The organism is Actinomadura formosensis NBRC 14204 (genome assembly GCF_001552155.1).
Lineage (GTDB): Bacteria > Actinomycetota > Actinomycetes > Streptosporangiales > Streptosporangiaceae > Spirillospora > Spirillospora formosensis.
Genome location: NZ_BCQQ01000132.1, coordinates 1 through 18,669 on the forward strand (window position 1 = coordinate 1; position 18,669 = coordinate 18,669).

16 protein-coding genes, 1 tRNA gene and 2 pseudogenes are annotated in these 18,669 nt (G+C 72.3%); 15 read left to right on the forward strand and 4 right to left on the reverse strand.

The window, feature by feature from the left end; translation table 11 throughout:
* Nucleotides 1–748 precede the first annotated feature (748 nt).
* The 6 genes and pseudogenes from AF1_RS26850 to mnhG all read left to right on the forward strand — a co-directional run bounded on the left by AF1_RS26850 (nt 749) and on the right by mnhG (nt 6,662).
* Nucleotides 749–3,547, forward strand: a complete 2,799-nt coding sequence (locus AF1_RS26850; RefSeq protein ID WP_067805177.1) for a Na+/H+ antiporter subunit A — start codon at nt 749–751, stop codon at nt 3,545–3,547.
* A pseudogene (locus AF1_RS26855) lies at nt 3,544–3,882 on the forward strand (Na(+)/H(+) antiporter subunit C); the annotation flags it as partial. The gene AF1_RS26850 and the pseudogene AF1_RS26855, both read left to right, overlap by 4 nt.
* A gap of 77 nt (nt 3,883–3,959) precedes the next feature.
* Nucleotides 3,960–5,510, forward strand: coding sequence for a Na+/H+ antiporter subunit D (locus tag AF1_RS26860; RefSeq protein WP_067805183.1), 1,551 nt, complete (start codon nt 3,960–3,962; stop codon nt 5,508–5,510).
* Nucleotides 5,507–6,058: a Na+/H+ antiporter subunit E gene (locus AF1_RS26865; RefSeq protein ID WP_067805186.1), complete on the forward strand. Its 552-nt coding sequence runs from the start codon at nt 5,507–5,509 to the stop codon at nt 6,056–6,058. Before AF1_RS26860 ends, AF1_RS26865 begins: the two co-directional genes overlap by 4 nt.
* A complete protein-coding gene (locus tag AF1_RS26870; RefSeq protein WP_067805189.1) occupies nt 6,055–6,324 on the forward strand; it encodes a monovalent cation/H+ antiporter complex subunit F in 270 nt (89 codons plus the stop codon). Before AF1_RS26865 ends, AF1_RS26870 begins: the two co-directional genes overlap by 4 nt.
* Nucleotides 6,321–6,662 (forward strand): monovalent cation/H(+) antiporter subunit G, encoded by a 342-nt coding sequence (mnhG, locus tag AF1_RS26875; RefSeq protein WP_067805191.1) that lies wholly within the window; start codon nt 6,321–6,323, stop codon nt 6,660–6,662. Before AF1_RS26870 ends, mnhG begins: the two co-directional genes overlap by 4 nt.
* A gap of 1 nt (nt 6,663) precedes the next feature.
* Here the strand turns inward: mnhG and AF1_RS26880 are convergent, their stop codons facing one another.
* Complete coding sequence (locus AF1_RS26880; RefSeq protein ID WP_067805196.1) at nt 6,664–7,524, reverse strand: siderophore-interacting protein; 861 nt, start codon at nt 7,522–7,524, stop codon at nt 6,664–6,666.
* Nucleotides 7,525–7,704: 180 nt separating this feature from the next.
* On the opposite strand from AF1_RS26880, the gene AF1_RS26885 reads away from it, so the two are divergent.
* Genes AF1_RS26885 through AF1_RS26895 form a run of 3 tightly spaced genes read left to right on the forward strand, consistent with a single transcriptional unit; the run spans nt 7,705 to nt 10,435 of the window.
* On the forward strand, nt 7,705–9,186 hold the full coding sequence (locus AF1_RS26885) for an MFS transporter (RefSeq protein ID WP_067805221.1): 1,482 nt from the start codon (nt 7,705–7,707) through the stop codon (nt 9,184–9,186).
* Entirely contained in the window at nt 9,183–9,635 is a 453-nt protein-coding gene (locus AF1_RS26890) for a MarR family winged helix-turn-helix transcriptional regulator (RefSeq protein ID WP_067805199.1), read from the forward strand. Before AF1_RS26885 ends, AF1_RS26890 begins: the two co-directional genes overlap by 4 nt.
* A gap of 44 nt (nt 9,636–9,679) precedes the next feature.
* Nucleotides 9,680–10,435: a neutral zinc metallopeptidase gene (locus AF1_RS26895; RefSeq protein WP_131732774.1), complete on the forward strand. Its 756-nt coding sequence runs from the start codon at nt 9,680–9,682 to the stop codon at nt 10,433–10,435.
* On the opposite strand, the gene AF1_RS26900 is transcribed toward AF1_RS26895, so the two are convergent.
* A complete protein-coding gene (locus AF1_RS26900) occupies nt 10,428–10,718 on the reverse strand; it encodes an MTH1187 family thiamine-binding protein (RefSeq protein WP_067805205.1) in 291 nt (96 codons plus the stop codon). The genes AF1_RS26895 and AF1_RS26900 overlap by 8 nt on opposite strands.
* Nucleotides 10,719–10,836: 118 nt before the next feature.
* On the opposite strand from AF1_RS26900, the gene AF1_RS26905 reads away from it, so the two are divergent.
* From AF1_RS26905 to AF1_RS26915, 3 genes are all read left to right on the forward strand, one after another.
* Nucleotides 10,837–11,610 (forward strand): enoyl-CoA hydratase-related protein, encoded by a 774-nt coding sequence (locus AF1_RS26905; RefSeq protein ID WP_067805209.1) that lies wholly within the window; start codon nt 10,837–10,839, stop codon nt 11,608–11,610.
* Between the two features lie 158 nt (nt 11,611–11,768).
* Complete coding sequence (locus AF1_RS26910) at nt 11,769–14,105, forward strand: nitric-oxide reductase large subunit (RefSeq protein WP_067805213.1); 2,337 nt, start codon at nt 11,769–11,771, stop codon at nt 14,103–14,105.
* A 9-nt stretch (nt 14,106–14,114) separates the two neighbouring features.
* Nucleotides 14,115–14,486, forward strand: a complete 372-nt coding sequence (locus AF1_RS26915) for a hypothetical protein (RefSeq protein WP_067805216.1) — start codon at nt 14,115–14,117, stop codon at nt 14,484–14,486.
* Between the two features lie 438 nt (nt 14,487–14,924).
* On the opposite strand, the gene AF1_RS26920 is transcribed toward AF1_RS26915, so the two are convergent.
* Nucleotides 14,925–14,998, reverse strand: a tRNA-Ile gene (locus AF1_RS26920).
* 299 nt (nt 14,999–15,297) lie between these two features.
* Here AF1_RS26920 and AF1_RS26925 point away from each other — a divergent pair.
* Genes AF1_RS26925 through AF1_RS26935 form a run of 3 tightly spaced genes read left to right on the forward strand, consistent with a single transcriptional unit; the run spans nt 15,298 to nt 18,111 of the window.
* The gene (locus AF1_RS26925; protein WP_242608909.1) at nt 15,298–15,843 is read left to right on the forward strand and encodes an LppX_LprAFG lipoprotein; all 546 of its coding nucleotides are present in this window, start codon (nt 15,298–15,300) and stop codon (nt 15,841–15,843) included.
* 10 nt (nt 15,844–15,853) lie between these two features.
* A complete protein-coding gene (locus tag AF1_RS26930; protein WP_084263378.1) occupies nt 15,854–17,455 on the forward strand; it encodes an MFS transporter in 1,602 nt (533 codons plus the stop codon).
* A gap of 44 nt (nt 17,456–17,499) precedes the next feature.
* Nucleotides 17,500–18,111: an Rv1733c family protein gene (locus AF1_RS26935; RefSeq protein ID WP_131732776.1), complete on the forward strand. Its 612-nt coding sequence runs from the start codon at nt 17,500–17,502 to the stop codon at nt 18,109–18,111.
* A 178-nt stretch (nt 18,112–18,289) separates the two neighbouring features.
* On the opposite strand, the pseudogene AF1_RS35375 reads toward AF1_RS26935, so the two are convergent.
* Nucleotides 18,290–18,669 (reverse strand): annotated as a pseudogene (locus AF1_RS35375) (hypothetical protein); the annotation flags it as partial.

Consider the following 18,669-nt stretch of genomic DNA (forward strand, 5'->3'; position numbering starts at 1 on the left):
CCGAGGCGGGCAGTCCTGCTCGCCGAGCTTTGCTCGGCTTCGCCGGAGGCCCGCAGTGTTGACCCGGGGGGCGACCCCCCGGACCCCCGATGGGGAGCTTCGCTCCCCCTGCCGGTTGCGGCTCGGGGTTGCGTTCAGGTGTTCTCGGGAGAGCCGAGACGGTTCACTCCGTTCACCGAATTTCGCTCGGCTTCGCCATGGCTCCGCACTCCCCGAAGCGGGGAACTGCGCTCTCAGGCTTTATGGGGGCTCGGTGTCCTCTCAGAAACTGCGGGGCGTCCTTTCTGTTCATCGAGCTTCGCTCGGTTTCGCCGAGGGGCTGCCGGCCGGGGTTGTCCTAGGTTTCTCCGGGCGTGTCCGTTGGGCTTCGCTCGCCTCGCTGCGGCTCGCCGTGCCTGCTCTGGGCGGGATGCCGCGCTTTCTCTGCCGCCCGGCGTCGTGGACGAATTCCTGGTGAAGTCTTCCCTGTTTCGCCGAGATTTGCTCTCTGGCCGTGCCTGCGCCGTGGCGTTTCGAAGTCCTCGGGTGTCTCCCGGTGTTTTTCCCGAGGAGCCATGTGCCGGACCCGGAGCCGGGGATTTCCAGTGGCGCGGGGTTCGCGGCGCCTATTCGGATGAGCGATCGGGGGCTGCGGGGGCCGGAACGGGCATCGGGACGGTGGCCGGTGGGGCGAGGTCCCTTCACGTGCAGTTTTGGGGGCGCTCCTCGGGTAGATCGCTTGCGATGGCGGGGAGGGGGCTGCGGCGGCATGGGGATGTTGGTCGTCGGCTATGCCGTCGTGGCGGTTGTCGTGCCGTGGGTGCTGGGGCGGTATCGGCGGGGGATGGCGTGTGCCGCGGCTCTGCTGCCCGCGGCGACGGCCGTGTGGGCGGCCAGCCGGGTGGGACGGGGGGAACTGTCCGCGCGGCTTGCCTGGGCGTCCGATCTCGGGCTGGTGTTCGACTTTCGGCTGGACGCGCTGTCCAGCGTGATGCTTTTGCTGGTCGGCGGGGTGGGGGCCGTCGTCCTGTGTTACGCGGGCTGGTATTTCGAGCGCCCCGAGCCCCTGATGATCGGGACGCTGGTGGCGTTCGCGGGGGCGATGACGGGGCTGGTGCTCGCCGACAACCTGCTCACCCTCTATGTGTTCTGGGAGCTCACGACGCTGAGCTCGTTCATCCTCATCGGGCACCCGCGGCCGGATCGGGCGGCGGACCGGCGGGCGGCCACGCAGGCGCTTTTGACGACCACGGCGTTCGGCCTGGTCATGCTCGCCGGGTTCGTCGTGCTCGGCCAGGCCGGGGGGACGTACCGCATCTCGGCGCTGGTCGCGGACCCGCCGGGCGGTGCCTCGGCGCGGGCCGGTGTCGTCCTGGTGCTGCTGGGGGCGTTCGCGAAGTCGGCGCAGGTGCCGCTGCACGCCTGGCTGCCGGCCGCGATGGTGGCGCCGACGCCGGTCAGCGCCTACCTGCACGCGGCGGCGATGGTGAAGGCGGGCGTCTATCTCGTGGCGCGGCTGGCGCCCGCGTTCGCCGAGGTGGATCCCTGGCGGCCGATGGTGCTGTCCGTGGGGTTGCTGAGCATGCTCGTGGGCGGCGCCGTCGCCCTGCGGCAGGACGATCTGAAGAGGCTCCTCGCCTACGGGACGGTGAGCCAGCTCGGCCTCCTCATGGTGCTGCTGGGGAACGGGACGCGGGTGGCGGCGCTGGCGGGGGTCGCGCTGCTGCTCGCGCATGGCCTGTTCAAGGCGCCGCTGTTCCTGGCCGCCGGCGTCATCGAGCACCGGATGGGGACGCGTCGCGCGGACCGGCTGTCGGGGGTGGGGCGGCGGCTGCCCGTGCTGGCGATCGCCGCCACCGCGGCGGTCGCCTCCATGATCGGCCTTCCGCCGTTCCTCGGGTTCGTGGCGAAAGAGGCCGCCCTTGAGGCGTTCGCCCACGGCGGCCTGGACATCGCTGTTCTCGCCGGGGTGGTGGCGGGATCGGCGCTGACCGTGGCCTACGGGGTGCGGTTCCTGCACGGCGCCTTCGCGGGCGGGACGGGCGAGGAGCGGCCGGCGGACCCGTGGGGGCTGGTCGTGCCGGTCGTGGTGCTGGCCGCCGCGGGCCTGGCGGGCGGGCTCGTTCCGGGGGCGGTGCAAAGAGCGATCGGGCCCTATGCCGGGACTCTGCCCGGAGCGGCCGGCTACGAACTCGCGGCGTGGCACGGGCTCGGGCTGCCGCTCGGGCTGTCCGCGGCCGCCCTCGCCGCGGGCGCCGGGCTGTACGCCGCGTTCGGGCGGTCGTTCCCCGGCAGGTCCACGCGGTGGCGGCTCCCGGATGCGCAGCGCGCCTACGACGCCGTGATCGAGGGGACGCTGGCCGGCGCGCACGCGGTGACACGGCGGCTGCAGATCGGCTCCCTGCCGGTGTACCTCGGCGTGATCGCGCTGATGGTCACGGCGGTGCCGGGCACGGCGCTGGTGGCGGGCCTGATCCGCGGCACCGGGCCGGATCCGCCGGCGGGCGGGCCGCGGGCCTGGGACGATCCGGCGCAGCTCGTCCTGGCGGCGGTCGTGGTCGCCTGCGCGCTGGCGGCGCTGCGGACCGGCGGCCGGCTGTCGGCGGCCGTCCTGCTGTCCGGGGCGGGGTACGGGGTGGCCGGCCTGTTCGTCGTGCAGGGCGGGCCCGATCTCGCGCTGACCCTCGTGGTCGTGGAGACGCTGTCGCTGATCATGCTCGTGCTGGTGCTCCGGCGGCTGCCGGAGCGGTTCCCGCCGCGGCGCCGGACGGTCTCCGCGCGGGCCGCCGCCGCGGTGATCAGCGTCTGCCTCGGCGGGTTCGTCGCGACCTTCCTGGTGGTGGCGGTGCTGAGCCGCAGCGCCGACCCGGTCGGCCCCGGCTACACCCGGCTCGCCGCGCACGAGCGCACGAAGAACGTGGTGAACGCGATCCTGGTCGATCTGCGCGCGCTCGACACGCTCGGTGAGATCGTGGTGCTGGCCGCGGCCGCGATGGGCGTCGTGAGCCTGGTGCTGACCGGGCCGGGGGCGCGCCGACGGTCCCGGGAGGCCCGGGGCGGGACGGGCGGGCGGGCGCAGAGCCGCTGGCTCGCCACGCCGGGCCGTCCGCCGCTCGGCGGTTCGTCGGTCGTGCTGGAGGCGGCGGCGCGCATGCTGACCCCGACGATCCTGGTGTTCTCGGCGTACCTGTTCTTCGCCGGGCACGGCCGTCCGGGCGGCGGTTTCGTCGGCGGGCTCGTGGCGGGCATGGCGTTCGTCCTGCGGTACCTGCCGGGCGGGCGGCGGGAACTCGCCACCGCGCTGCCCGTCCGTCCCGGCGTGCTGCTCGGCGGCGGGCTGGGGCTCGCGGTCGCGGCGGGCGCGTCCGGCTGGGCGTCCGGCGGGGAGTTCCTGGACTTCACGACGCTGACGGCCACGGTGCCGCTCGCCGGGCACGTCAAGGTGCCGACCAACCTGTTCTTCGACGCGGGCGTGTATCTCCTGGTGCTCGGGCTGGTGCTGACGATCCTCACCACGCTGGGCGCGAGCCTGGAGGAACCGGACGTTCCGGACGAGGGGCGGCCATGACCAGTCTCGTCCTCGTGGTGGTGGTCGCCGTGCTGTTCGCGGCCGGCTTCTACCTGCTGATGGAACGGTCCCTCATCCGGATCGTCGTCGGGTTCACCCTGCTCGGGCACGGGGCGAACCTCGTCCTGCTGCTCGCCGGCGGGGCCGCGGGGGCGCCACCGCTGCTCGATGCCACCGGCCCGCGCCCGATGGCCGACCCGTTCCCGCAGGCCATGGTGCTGACCGCCATCGTGATCACCTTCGGGGTCACGGCGTTCCTGCTGGCCATGGCCTACCGGAGCCGGCAGTTGCGCGGTGGGGACGAGGTCCAGGACGACGTTGAGGACCGCCGGATCTGCGCCGAGCGGCACCACCGCGAGCCCCCGGACGCCACGCCGCTGGAAGCGGAGAACCCCGGGCCCGAGGACGGGGCATGAACGTGCTCGTCCCGCTGCCGTTCGCGCTGCCGCTGTTCGGCGCGGCCCTGGCGACGCTCGCCCGCCGCCGGGGAACCTGGCTGCGGGTCCTCGGCCCGCTGGTCGGCGCGGGCGTGGTCGCGGCCTGCGCCGGGCTGGTGGCGGCCGTGGCCCGGGACGGGGTGATCGCCGTCCAGATGGGCGGCTGGGCCGCGCCGCTCGGCATCACGCTCGTCGCCGACAGGCTGTCGGCGCTGCTGCTGGTGGTGTCCGCCACCGTGCTGCTCGCGATCATGCTGCACGCCGTGGGGGAGGGCGCGGGCGGGCTCAGCGAGCACGAGCCGGGCGTGTTCTACCCCGCCTACCTCACGCTGACCGGCGGGGTCTGCCTGGTGTTCCTCGCCGGCGACCTGTTCAACCTCTTCGTCGCGTTCGAGGTGATGCTCGCGTCGAGCTACGTGCTGATGACGCTGACGCCGACCGGGGAACGGGTGCGGGCCGGGATGACCTACACCGTGGTCAGCCTCACGTCCTCGATCCTCTTTCTCACCGCGCTCGGGCTGACCTACGCGGCGACGGGCACGGTGAACCTCGCGGACCTGTCGGAGCGGACCGCGGGCCTGCCGGGGACCACCCGGACCGCGCTCGCGCTGCTGTTCCTCGTGGTGTTCGGCATCAAGGGCGCGATCGTCCCCATGCACCTGTGGCTGCCCGACAGCTACCCGGCCGCCCTCACCAAGATCACCGCGGTGTTCGCCGCGCTGCTGACCAAGGCCGCCGTCTACGCGCTCATCCGCGTCGAGACGCTGGCGTTCCCGCGCGAGCACGGATCATGGCCGATGCTCGTCCTGGCCGCCGGGACGATCATCATCGGCACCCTGGGCGCGCTGACGCACGACGACATCCACCGGGTGTTCTCCTTCATCCTCGTCGGCCACATCGGCTACATGCTGTTCGGGCTGGCGCTGTTCGACGTCGCGGGCCTGACGGGGGCGATCTTGTACCTCGTCCACCACATCGTCGTGCAGGCGACGCTCTTCCTGGTCAGCGACCTCATGCAGGGGCTCACCGGGGAGACGTCGCTGCACCGGCTCGGCGGGCTGGCGGGCCTTTCGGCGTTCATCGCAGTGCTCTTCTTCATTCCCGCGATGAGCGTGAGCGGTGTACCGCCGACGTCCGGGTTCGTGGCCAAGCTCGCCCTGTTCCAGGCGGGTCTCGGTTCCGGGAGCACCCTGGCCTACGCCGTCACCGGGGTGGCCGTGCTGGGCAGCGTCCTCACCCTGATGGCGATGACCCGGATATGGACGCTGGGGTTCTGGCGCCCGCGCCCGCGGGAGGCCGACGAGGCCGCTCACGCGAGGTCGGCGGAGCGCAGGGCCCGCATGGCCGAGCCCTACACGCGCGGCGGTGTGCGGCTCATGCAGTCGGTGACCGCCGTGATGGTCGCCGCGGGGCTCCTCGTCGCCGTGTTCGCGGGGCCGCTCGCGTCCTGGAGCCGGAGCGCCGCGAGCGACCTGGTCGACCGGACCGGCTACCGGCACGCCGTCCTGGACGGAGGGAGCCCGTGACCCCCGCCGTCCGCGCCGCCGTCTCCCGGCTCGGCATGGCCGCGTGGCTGCTCGCCGTCTGGCTGCTGCTGTGGGGACGAGCCGGTGCCCAGATCCTGATCGGCGGCGTCGTCATCGTCGCCATCGTCTACCTGGTGACCCGCCTGCCGGCCGTCCCGACGCTCAAACGGGTACGGCCGCCGGCGCTCGCCTTGGCGGGCTTGGAGTTCGCGTGGGACCTGCTCGTGTCCAGCGTGGTCATCGGCCGGCACGCGCTGCACCGGCCGCGTCAGGTGCGCGGCGCGATCATCGAGGTGAGCGCCCGGACCCGCTCCGAGCTCATCGTGCTCGCCGTCACGGCGAGCATCAGCCTGCGTCCCGGCACGCTGCTGGTCGATCTCGACTGGGAGCGGCACCTGCTGCGCATTCACGCCATGCCGGTGCGTTCTCAGGACGAGGCGGACTCCACGCGCGACGGCGTGCTCGGCACCGAGCGCAGGCTGATGCGCGCCCTCGTGACCTCCGAGGACGCGTTGGAAGAAGACGAATCGACCGGGGAGGATCGATGACCATCGTCTACGCGGTGGCCCTGGCGCTGCTGGGCGCCGCGTTCCTGATGACGGCGGCGCGGCTGGTCCGCGGCCCGTCCACCTTCGACCGGATCATGGCGCTGGACGTCCTGGCCGTCCTGCTGGTGAGCGGCATCGCGGTGCACGCGGCCGCGCGGGGGGAGCCCGCGCACGCCACGATCCTCGTGGTGGTGGCGCTGATGGGCTTCGTCGGCTCGGTCAGCGCGGCCCGTCTGGCGGCGGCGCGGGCGGAGCGCCGCCCGTGAGGGCCGCCGACGCCGTCACCGCCGTGCTGCTGCTCGCGGGGTCCGGCTTCTGCGCGGTCGGCGCGCTCGGCATGCTGCGCTTCCCGGACCTGCTCACCCGGCTGCACGCCGCGACGAAGCCGCAGACGATCGGGCTCCTGCTCGTCCTCGCCGGGGTGGCCCCGCAGGCCGGTCCGGTCACCGCCGTCACCCCGCTGGCGCTGGTCGCGGTCTTCCAGCTGATCACCGCCCCCGTCACCGCCCAGGCCATCGCCGGCGCCGCCTACCGCGCCGGCGTCATCGACCCCGCCACCCTCACGCTGGACGAGTCCGGGCGCGGATCCGGAGCGGGGCCCTGACTCACTCCCCGGTGGCCGGGCCGGCGGTGACGGCCTCGGCGAGCAGGTCCTCCTCGGTGGCGCCGCGCCGCCAGTAGCCGGTGAACGTGACGGCGCGGCGGTCCAGGCCGCGCTCGGTCACCAGGTGCCGGCGCAGCGCCTTCACCATGGCGGACTCTCCCGCGATCCACGCGTACGCGCCGTCCGGGATCGTCGCCGGGCGGACGGCGTCCGGCAGGCCGCCGGGGGAGACCCAGGTGATCTCCGTGCCGGCGGCGGTCGGCAGGTCCCGGCGATCCCCGGGGTGCGGGACCTCGACCCACACCTGGGCGGACGTTCCGGCGGGCAGCCAGGCGAGGTTCCCGGCGATGGCGGGCAGCGCGGTCAGGTCGCCCGCGATCACCACCGGGGCGCCGGGCGGCGGCCGGAAGTCGCAGCCGCCGTTGTCGGGACCGGTCGGGCCGAGGACGGTGACGCGGTCGCCCGCGCTCGCCGCCGCGGCCCACCGGGCGGCCGGCCCGGACGCGCCGCCGGTGTGCAGCGCGAAGTCGATGTCCAGTTCGCCCGGACGGTGGTCGCGGACGGTGTAGGACCGCATGATGCCGCGCTCGGCCGGATCCAGTGCCCGCCAGTCGGCGAACCAGGTGGCGTCCGTGCTGTTCTCCGGCATGACGGGCGCGTCCTGGTGCGGGTGGGGGAGGAACAGCTTGATGCGCTGGTCCCGGCCGCCGGTCGCGAAACCGTCCAGGGCCGTCCCGCCGAACGTGACCCGGACCATGGACGGCCCGAGCCGGGCGGACCGGACGACGTGCAGATCGAAGAACGCGTAGGGGTGGGCCGGGGGCTCGCGGCGGGTGAGGGGACGGGCACCGGTGTTCGGCATGACGGGCGTGCTCCACCATCGACGACGGCGGCCGGAAGATCGGCCAAGAAGAAGTTAGGTTAACCTAACCTAAAATCTCGCGTAGCGGATGTCGCCCGGAACCACCTCCCCGTCCGCGCCGGCTCCCGAGGATCGTTGTACGCTTATAACGTTTATACGTCTACAATGATCGGAGACCGGTTGTCCGAGCTCAGCCCTCGCCGCCGGCTGCTCATCCTGGCCATCTGCTGCATGAGCCTGCTCATCGTCAGCCTGGACAACACGATCCTGAACGTCGCGCTGCCCACGCTTCAGCGCGACTTCGGCAGTTCCCTGTCCGGGCTGCAGTGGACGATCGACGCGTACCTGATCGTCCTCGCGTCGCTGCTGATCCTGGCCGGGTCGACCGCCGACCGGATCGGGCGGCGCCGGGTGTTCCAGACCGGGCTCGCGCTGTTCGTCACCGGGTCCGTGCTGTGCAGCCTCGCGCCGTCCCTCGGCTGGCTCGTCGGCGCCCGCGTCGTGCAGGCCGTCGGCGGGTCGATGCTCAACCCGGTCGCCATGTCGATCATCACGAACGTGTTCACCGAGCCGCGCGAGCGGGCCCGCGCCATCGGCGTGTGGGGCGGCGTCGTCGGGCTCAGCATGGCGATGGGGCCGCTCGTCGGCGGGGTGCTCGTCGAATCCGTCGGCTGGCGGTCGATCTTCTGGCTGAACGTGCCGATCGGGCTCGCCGCGCTCGCGCTGACCGCGCTGTTCGTGCCCGAGTCGCGCGCCCCGCGCCCGCGCCGGCCCGACCCGGCCGGCCAGGCGTTCATGATCGTGCTGCTCGGGACGCTGACCTACGCGATCATCGAGGCGCCCGGCCGGGGACTCGGCGACCCGGCCGTCTACGGTGCCGCGATCATCGCCGCGGTGTCGCTCGCCGCCTTCGTCGTGCACGCGCTGCGCGCGCCCGAGCCGCTGATCGACCTGCGCTTCTTCCGCAGCCTCCCGTTCTCCGGCGCGACCCTCGTCGCGGTCAGCGGGTTCGCGGCGCTCGGCGGGTTCCTGTTCCTCAACACCCTCTACCTGCAGAACGTGCGGGGGCTGTCGGCGCTGCACGCCGGGCTGTACCTGCTGCCGATGGCCGCGATGACCGCCGTGTGCGCCCCGCTGTCGGGACGGCTCGTCGGCGCCCGGGGGCCGCGGCTGCCGCTGCAGATCGCCGGGGCGACGATGCTCGCCAGCGGGCTGCTGTTCGCCGTGCTCGACGGCGAGACCCGGAACGGCACGCTGTTCGCCTCCTACGTTCTGTTCGGCATCGGGTTCGGGACGGTGAACTCGCCGATCACGAACACCGCCGTGTCGGGGATGCCGCGCGCCCAGGCCGGTGTCGCCGCCGCCGTCGCCTCCACCAGCAGGCAGATCGGGCAGGCGCTCGGCGTCGCGGTGATCGGCGCCGTGCTCGCCGCCGGGACGTCCGGCACGCGGACGTCCGGCGCGGCCGGCGCGGACGCCTTCGTGTCCGCCGCCCGCCCGGCATACTGGATCCTGGCCGGCTGCGCCGCCGCCGTGCTCGTGCTCGGCACGGTCACCACCGGCCGGCGGGCCGCCCGCAGCACCGCGCGCGTCGCCGACCTGTTCGAGGCCGGCGAGCCGGCCCCAGACGGACCCCACGTGACGGGAGCGAGCGCCCGATGACCGAGCCCGCCGTCCAGTCCGCCGACCCGTCCGGCGATGTCGCCGCGCGGGCGTGGCACAACCTGCGGGTGCTGATGCACGAGCGGGGCGACCGGCGCCGTGCGGCGACCGAGGCGCTCGGGATGAGCTTCTTCCGGGTCAAGGCGCTGCGCTGCATCGCCGCCGCGACGACACCGCTCACGCTGCGCGACCTCGCCGAGGTGCTGCTCACCGACCGTCCCTACGCGACCCTCGTGGTGGACGATCTGGTCGGCCGCGGCCTGGTGGAGCGGAGCCCGAACCCCGCCGACCGCCGCTCCAAGATCGTCACGGTGACCGAGGCCGGACGCGGCGCGGCGGCGGAGGCCGAGCGGATCCTCGACACCCCGCCGCCGGAACTGTACGACCTCCCGGCCGAGGATCTCGCCGTCCTCGACCGGGTGGCCGCGCGTCTCGTCGCCGGGTGCTGATCGCGCGTTCGACCTTTTGAACGCGTCCGTGCGTATGTTCCGTCATGAGGGAGACCGCACGGAATCATCGGCGGCGCACCGGAGTGGCCGTCGTCGGTGCGCTCGTGCTGACCGGCGCGTTGACGGGCGCGTGCCGGTCCGAGCCGCGCCCCGCGGCGGGCGGAGACACCCATCCCGCCGCGCAGAGCACCAGGGCCGGAAACGGTTCGCCCGCGCCGCCGCCGACGGGCATGTTCGACGAGGCCGGGTTCCAGGAGGACATGCGCGCCGCCGAGACGACCATCGACGACTTCTGGCGGCGGCACTGGGACGGACTGTTCACCGGCTCCTACCGCTCACCGCGCGTCGCCGGGCTCTACGACGGGCGCGACCCGCGGTCGGCGCCGCCCTGCGGGGACGAGCGGCTGAAGCGGGACAACGCGGCCTACTGCCCGCCCGGCGACTACGTGGCGTGGGACGCGCACCTCATGCGGTCCGGGTACGCGCGTGGTGACGCCTGGGTCTACCTGGTGATCGCGCATGAGTGGGGGCACGCGGTCCAGGCGAGGCTCCGCCGCGGCCTGGTGTCGCCCGCCGCCGAACTGCAGGCCGACTGCCTGGCGGGGGCCGCCCTCTACGGCTCGTCCGCCGACGGCACGCTGGAGTTCGAGGACGGCGACGAGCGGGAACTCGTGGACGCCTTCCAGTTCATCGGAGACAGGGCGCCGTGGACGAAGCCCGGCGACCACGGCAGCGCCGCGCAGCGTCTCCGGAACTTCTCCCGCGGCGGGGAGAACGGCGTGCGGGCCTGCTTCACCTGAGCCGGCGTTCCACCGATTCGACCTTGGCGTCGAGAGCGCCGGTCACACCGGGACGAATGTCGGCCTTGACGACGAGGCTCACCCTCGGGGCGCGCGCCGCGACCGCGTCGGTGGCATCCTTCACCACGGCCATCACCTCGTCCCATTCACCCTCGATCGTGGTGAACATCGCGTCGGTCCGGTTGGGCAGGCCGCTCGCCCGCACCACCCGGACCGCCTCCGCGACGAGTTCGCCGACCTCCTCGCCCGCACCGAGCGGGGTCACCGAGAACGCGACGAGCATCGCGCACCTCCCGAAATCCAGGGTTGGACGACCTGCCTCACCACGATCTCATCCGCCCCGTGCCCGGCGAACGACGGACCCGGCCCCCTCCGGCGAGGGCTGACGTAACGTCGGGACCATGAGCGACGACAACGATGTCCTGGTTCACCGCGACGGCCCGTTCAGCACGATCACGATGAACCGGCCCCGCCGCCGCAACGCGCTCTCCCGCGCCTTCCTGCTCGCGCTGACGGACGCGTTCCGCGAGGTCGGCGCCACCGACGCCCGGGGGGTGATCCTCGCCGCGAACGGCCCGGTCTTCTCCGCCGGGCACGACTTCGCCGACATGGCCGGGGCGTCTCACGCCGATGTCCGGGACCTGCTCCGGGTGTGCGCGGAGCTGATGCGGACGATCCAGAACGTCCCGCAAGTGGTGGTGGCCCGGGTGCACGGCCTGGCGACCGCCGCCGGCTGCCAGCTCGTCGCGAGCTGCGATCTCGCCGTCGCCGCCGAGAGCGCCGGCTTCGCCGCGCCCGGCGGGAAGGGCGGCTGGTTCTGCCACACCCCGCTCGTGGCCATATCGCGCAACATCGGCCGCAAGCGCGCCGCCGAGATGGCCCTCACCGGCGAGATCTTCGATGCCGCCACCGCCGCCGGCTGGGGCCTGATCAACTACGCGGTCCCGGACGGCGAACTCGACAAGGCCACCCACGACCTCCTGCGGCGTGCCACGCAGGGCAGCCCGCGCAGCAAGGCCCTGGGCAAGCAGGCCATGTACGCGCAGCTCGACCGTCCCGAGCAGGACGCCTACGCCTACGCGACCGAGGTGATGGCCGCATCCAGTCAGACCCCGGAGGCCCAGGAGGGCATGACCGCCTTCCTGGAGAAGCGCCGTCCGAGCTGGCCCGCCTGACAGGTCTGGCCACATCTGGCCACCGGTCCTGGACTGCGGACTTTACCCTGTGTCCGATGTCTCCATCGAGAACCTCTGCCACGGCTTGATTTTCACTGTCAGCAGCAATAAATACAGCTTGCGTTAGTAGAAATCATTCCTCTCCCCCTGGAGGACCTGTGGCACTGTCCACGGAGCCGCCGACCCGCCGGGACCGGCTCATCGGCCGCGGCTGGGTGCAGGCGGCGGCGCTCATCATCCTGTTCGGCATGTTCGTGATGGTGCTGATGGGGTTCATGACCTACCGGTCCAGCCCGCCGATCCCCGAGCGCGCCGTCACCCCGTCCGGCCAGACCCTCTACACGCGCGCCGACGTCTTCGCGGGCCAGGACGTGTTCCTCAAGAACGGGCTGATGGAGTACGGCTCGATCTTCGGGCACGGCGCCTACCTCGGCCCCGACTTCACGGCCGACTACCTGCACCGGTCCGCGCAGATGGTGCAGCGCGCCTACGGCGGGACGGGCGATGTGACGCGCCGGGTCCAGGACGACTATCGAACCAACCGGTACAACTCCGACACCGGCACGCTGACGGTCTCCGACGCGCAGGCCGCCGCGTTCGCCGAGCTGACCAAGTACTACGGGGACTTCTTCGCCTCCCCGAAGGGCGAGACGGGCCTGCGTCCGAAGGCCATCACCGACCCGACCGAGATCCGGCAGCTCACGAGCTATTTCGCGTGGAGCGCGTGGGCGGCGTCGGCGGAACGTCCGGGCAAGAAGTACAGCTACACCAACAACTGGCCGTCCGAGCCGCTGGTCGGCAACACCCCGACGGCCGACACCGTGGTGTGGAGCGTGATCAGCCTTGTGGCGCTGATCGGCGGGACGGGCGCGCTGTTCGCCGCGTTCGGCCGCTGGAACTGGCTCGGCTGGCACGGCCGCGACCAGCAGGAACTCCGGTTCCGGGAGCCGCGCTCGGTGGCCTTGACCACCGGCCAGCGGGCGACCGCCGGGTTCTTCCTGGTGATGGCGGTGCTGTTCCTCGCCCAGACGTTCGCCGGGGCGGCGAGCGAGCACTACCGGGCCGACCTCGGCAGTTTCTTCGGCATTCCGCTCGACCGGTGGCTGCCGTTCAACGTGGTCCGGACGTGGCACGTGCAGTTGTCGCTGTTCTGGGTGTCCACCAGTTTCCTCGCGGCCGGCATCTTCCTGGTGCCGATGATCACCAAGCGGCGCGACCCGAAGGGGCAGGGCGCTTTGGCCTACGCGCTGCTCGGCGCCCTGGCCGTCGTTGTGGGCGGCTCGATGCTCGGCGAGCTCGCGGGCATGCGCGGGGCGTTCGGCCGGCTCTGGAGCTGGCTCGGGATGCAGGGCTTCGAGTACCTGGATCTCGGTAAGTTCTGGCAGATCCTGCTCACCCTCGGCATGTTCGTGTGGGTGGTGATCCTGTGGCGCGGGATGCGGCACCGCCTCGCGACCGAGAGCCGGGTCAACCTGCCGTGGCTGTTCTTCTTCGCCGCGCTGGCGCTGCCCGTCGTCTACGCGACCGGCCTGCTGGCCAAGCACGACTCGCCGTACGCGATCAGCGACTTCTGGCGTTTCATGATCGTGCACCTGTGGGTCGAGGACTTCCTGGAGTTGTTCACCACCGTCATGGTGGCGTACATCTTCGTGCTGCTCGGTGTCGTCCGCGAGAAGGTCGCGCTGCGCGTGGTCTTCCTCGACATCATCCTGTACAGCGTGGGCGGGGTCATCGGGACGGCGCACCACTGGTATTTCAACGGCGAGCCGGCCGCGGTGCTCGCGCTGGGCGCGTTCTTCTCGGCGTTCGAGGTCATCCCGCTGACGTTCCTCACGGTGGAGGCGTGGAGCTTCATCCGGCTCGGCGCCCGGCAGGAGTCGAAGAGCCCGACGCCGTTCCCGCACCGCTGGGCGGTGATGTTCCTGGTCGCGGTGGGGTTCTGGAACTTCCTCGGCGCCGGCATCTTCGGTTTCCTGATCAACCTGCCGATCGTGTCGTACTACGAGATGGGCACGGTCCTCACCGCGAACCACGGCCACGCGGCGATGATGGGCGTGTACGGCATGCTCGCGGTGGGCTTCGCGGTGTTCGCGCTGCGTTACCTGGTTCCGGAGAAACGCTGGTCGGACAAGCTCGTCTCGATCAGTTTCTGGTCGTTGAACGCGGGCCTGGCCTGGATGGTGTTCGTGACCCTGCTGCCGATCGGCCTGCTGCAGCTGTACCACTCGGTGGACGTCGGCTACACCGACGCCCGCTCGCTCGCCTACGCCGGAAGCAGCCCCAACAACATCTTCGAGTGGCTGCGCCTCCCGGGTGACGTCCTGTTCATGGTCGGCGGCGTGGGCCCGCTGGTCTGGCTGGCGTGGCTGGGCGTCCGCTACCGAGGCCGCCATACTGATTCCCCGGTGGAGCCGCCCACCGAGGATCTGGCCCTGTTCACCGAGGTCACCGAGGTCACCGAGGCCACCGAGTCAACGACCGAAGTGAAGAGCTAGCGAGGATCCATGCGCTTCGAAGCCGGTTTCGTGGCCTGTTACGCACTCGTCATGCTGCTGGGTGCCGTGGGCCTGCACCGTCTCGGGCGAAAGGACAGTTCCGCGTGGACGAGCCGGGCGCTCGCCGGTCACCGCCGGCAGGCTCCCGGCCCGCCCCCGGAGACGGACCCGGCGGACTGGCCCCACTCGGATGCCGGCCGCCTGCACACCCTGGTCGCGCTGGTGATAGCCGCCGCGTCCCTGACGCTGACGCTCGTCGAGCTGTTCCGCCACCACAACGCGATCGAACTGCCCGTCCTGGCCCTGACGGCCCTGGCCGCCGCGGCCGCCCTGACCCACCTGACAACCCAGTTCACCCGCAAACCCGAGGACCACCCCTGACCAAGGCCCCGGCCAACCGGCCGGGGCCCCCAGAGCCGAAGAGCACACCCCAAAGCGGAAGGGAAGAGGGGCGAAGCCCCACCCCCGCGCAGTGAGAAGGGTGACCGTGGCCCTGAGCCGGGAGGGGGCAAGGGGCGTAGCCCCCAAAACCCCCGCGCAGTGAGAAAGGTGATCGTGAACCCGAGCCGGGAGGGGGCAAGGGGCGTAGCCCCCAAAAAACCGGCGCAGTGAGAAAGGTGACCGCGGACCCGAGCCGGGAGGGGGCAAGGGGCGTAGCCCCCAAAACCCCCGCGCAGTGAAAAAGGTGACCGCGGACCCGAGCCGGGAGGGGGCGTGGGGGCGGAGCCCCCACATCGGGGGTCCGGGGGTCGCCCCCCGGGAAGACATGCCGGAGGAGCAAGGTCCGCGCTTTCCGCGGACACACTTCGCCCAGCTCCGTAGGGCGGGCGGGACTCGAACCCGCGACCGGGAGATTATGAGTCTCCTGCTCTGACCAGCTGAGCTACCGCCCCGAGCCGTTCCCCGGTGACGGTGGGGTTTGGCCGCGTGCAATCTTAGCGGCGGGGCGGGCGGTGGGGCGACCGTGATGGGGATGTCCTACTTCTGGCTGGGGAATGCCATACCTGGGAGCGAGTGACGGGTGCGGTGACCCGTCGGTAGGGTCCCGCGTATGTCCAGACGCATTTTCGCTGTTGTTCCGGTTGTGCTGGCGCTGGTGTTCTCCGGTGCGTGTGACGGTGGTGGGTCGGGTGGGGCCGGGAAGAAGGCGGATTTTGATGCGGCGCGGACGCTTGGTCAGGCGGCGCAGGCGATGGGGGGTCTGAAGAGCGTCGGGTTCTCGCTGGAGTCGGACGGCAGGACGCCGGTCGTTGTGAAGAGCGGTGACATGAAGTTGCTCCGCAGCGGGGACGCGGAGGGGACGCTGACGGTGGAGCAGCAGGGCCAGAACGTGGAGATGAAGGTCGTGGCGCTGGGGGACAGCATTTTCCTGGACGCGGGGACGGGCGGCTGGCGGAAGTTGCCGAAGGCGCTGGCGGCGAGCGTGTACGACCCGTCGGCGGTGCTGGATCCGCAGCGGGGGATCGCGATGTTGTTGTCGTCGGCGAAGTCGCCGGAGCCGCAGGCGGTGGAGAAGGTGGACGGCAGGGAGACGTACCGGGTGGGCGCGAAGCTGCCGAAGGAGCAGATCGCGGGCCTGATCCCGGGGATCAACGACGACATGGACGGCCAGGTGTGGGTGAGCAGGGCGGACCATCGGCTGGTGAGGGTGCGGGGGCGGTTCCCGGAGGGGCGGGGCGCGGTGGTGATCTCGTTCACCGAGTTCGACGCCCCGTACAAGATCAGCGCGCCGAAGTAGGGCGGCGGGGGTGAGGGGGCGGCGCCGGCTCGCGATCGGGGCGGGCGGCGCGGTGGTGCTGCTGGCCGCGCTGGACGCGTATGTCGTCACGACGGTCTTGGTGCCGATGGTGAAGGACCTCGGGGTTCCGGTCAACCGGCTGGAGCGGGTGACGCCCGTCCTGACGGGGTTCTTGCTGGGGTATGTCGCGGCGATGCCGCTGCTCGGGCAGTTGTCGGACCGGTTCGGGCGGCGTCCGCTGCTGCAGGCGTGCCTGGTGTTCTTCGCGGTGGGGTCGGTCGTGACCGCGGTGGCGCATGACGTGCCGGTGCTGACGGCGGGGCGGGTGGTGCAGGGTGTCGCGGGCGGGGCGCTGCTGCCGGTGACGATGGCGCTGGCGGGGGATCTGTGGGACGGGCGGCAGCGTCCGGTGGTGCTCGGCGCGGTGGGGGCCGCGCAGGAGCTGGGGAGTGTGCTCGGCCCGCTGTACGGGGCGGGGGTCGCGGCGGCGCTGGGGTGGCGGGCGATCTTCTGGATCAATGTCCCGCTGGCGGTCGCGGCGATGGCGGCCGTGCAGTTCGCGGTGCCGGGCGGGCGCGGTCGGGGGCCGCGGCCCGGGGTGGACGTCGTCGGCGGCTTGCTGCTGGCGCTGGGGCTGGGGCTGCTGGTCGCGGCCGTCTACAACCCGGAGCCGGAGGAGTCGGCGCTGCCGTCGTGGGGTCTGCCGGTGCTGGGCGCGGGCGCCTTCGTGCTGGTGGTGTTCGTCGTGTGGGAGGTCAGGTCGAGGACGCGGTTGCTGGATCTGTCGGGTGTGCGGCGGGGTCCGCTGCTGGCGACGCTGGGCGTGAGTCTGCTGTCGGGTGCGGCGTTGATGGTCACGCTCGTGGATGTGGTGCTGGTGGCGCAGACCGTCCTGCGCAAGGACACCACGGAGGGCGCGCTGCTGCTGACCAGGTTCCTGGTGGCGCTGCCGGTCGCGGCGGTGGCCGGTGGGCTGGTCGCCCGGCGGGTGGGGGAGCGGTGGCCGATGGCGGCGGGCATGGCGGTTGCCGCGGGCGGTTATCTGCTGATCGCGGGCTGGCCGGCGGATCTGGCGAACGCCTCGTACGGTCCGCTGCCGCGGATGGACGTCGATCTCGTGGTGACGGGGCTCGGGCTGGGTCTGGTGATCGCTCCGGTGTCGTCGGCGGTGCTGGCGGCGGTCCCGGCGGTGCAGCACGGTGTGGCGTCGGCCGCCGTGGTCGTGGCGCGGATGATGGGGATGCTGCTCGGTGTGTCGGCGCTGTCGGCGTGGGGGTTCTACCGGTTTCACGCGCTGACGGCGGATCTGAAGCCGCCGCTGCCGTTCCTGATGTCGAAGGGTGAGTTCGCGCGGCAGATGGAGGTCTATAACGCGGCGTTGCAGGACGCGCTGCGTGCCGAGTACCGGGAGATTTTCTGGATCACCGCCGGGATGTGCGTGCTCGGTGCCCTGCTGGCGCTGGCCGTGGGGACGCGGCGGGACGCTACCGGTCTGGGCGATGACCTAAAACGGTCATCAACCCGGCATATCGGGCGCGATCCGGGAAATGATTCGGCCACCGGCGATGTGCCGATCAACGAACTCGGGAATATCCTCGGTAAAGAAGGCTGAGGGCCTCTTGCCGGGAGGGCGCTCCCCGGGGAGGTGAACCGCAGATGCGCAGGTCAGGCATCCGCCGCGGCGGCAGGATGCTCGTCAGGGTGCGCCGCAGGCTCGGTTTGGAGCCGAGCGTGCTGCGCCGCCGGGTCGACCGCGTCCAGCAGCTGATCGCCCTCGGGCTGCTGCTCCTGCTGCTCGGTACCGCGCCGCCGCTGGCGTCCTGGGCCGCGTCGTGGTCCTACAGGGCCGGGACTCGCGCGGAGCACGCGGAGCGCATGGATCGGCGGCAGGTCGTCGCCACCGTCACCTCCACCGGCGGAGTCGGCTCGACCAGCGACCGCTACATCCACGAGACCGTTCAGGCGACCTGGCCGGGCGTGAACGGCGAGCCGCACGCGGGGGCGCTGCCGAGTTGGAAGGACGCCAGGATCGGTGCGCACCGGACGATCTGGATCGATGGCCGGGGCGACCCGACCGTGCGTCCCCGGCCGCACAGCCGTACGGTGACCGACGCCGTCTACGCGGGAGCCGCCGCCGTCCTCGGCTGCTCGGTCCCGGTGCTGTTCGCCTATGCCCTCGTCCGCCGCCGCTGCGACCGGCACCGCGACGAGATGTGGGAGGCCGACTGGGCGCGGCTGGACGCCGCGGGCCACAACCCCCGCTCCTGACCGGCCGGTCCCGCCGGGGCGGGTCCGGAGCATGGTCCGGCCATTTCGGGCGCAGGTCAGGGCGTGATGACGCAGGGGCCTCCTCCGGGATCCGCGGCGTGCAGCGGGATCTTGATCTCACCGGAGGCCGCGGTCAATAGGTGTCCGAGGGTGGCCACCGCGCTTCCCGGCCGGAGCCTCAGCGACGGTGCCGTCCGCCGTGCGGCGGGTCCTCGTGCTCCTCGTCCTGGCCGGGGCCGGCGGTGCCGTACGGACCGGACCGGTAGGGATCGTGAGTCCCGGAGATGTACGAGCCGGACGCCCTCCCGTGATCGTCGCGGTTGTGGGGTTCGGCGGGGTACGCCTCCCGCGCGAACTGGCCGCCCTCCTGCCGGCCGGTCGGGTACCGGCCCGTCGGATAGGGGCTTTCCGGAACGCCGGGCCGGCGGTCCGCGGGCCACGTCCCCGGCTCGTACTCCTGGGCCGGGGGGACGTCCCAGCCGCCGGGCGGGTGCGGTGCCGGCTCGCCCCGGTGCGGGACACCGCCGGGCGGCGGGGCGCCGGGCGGCGGGGGACCGG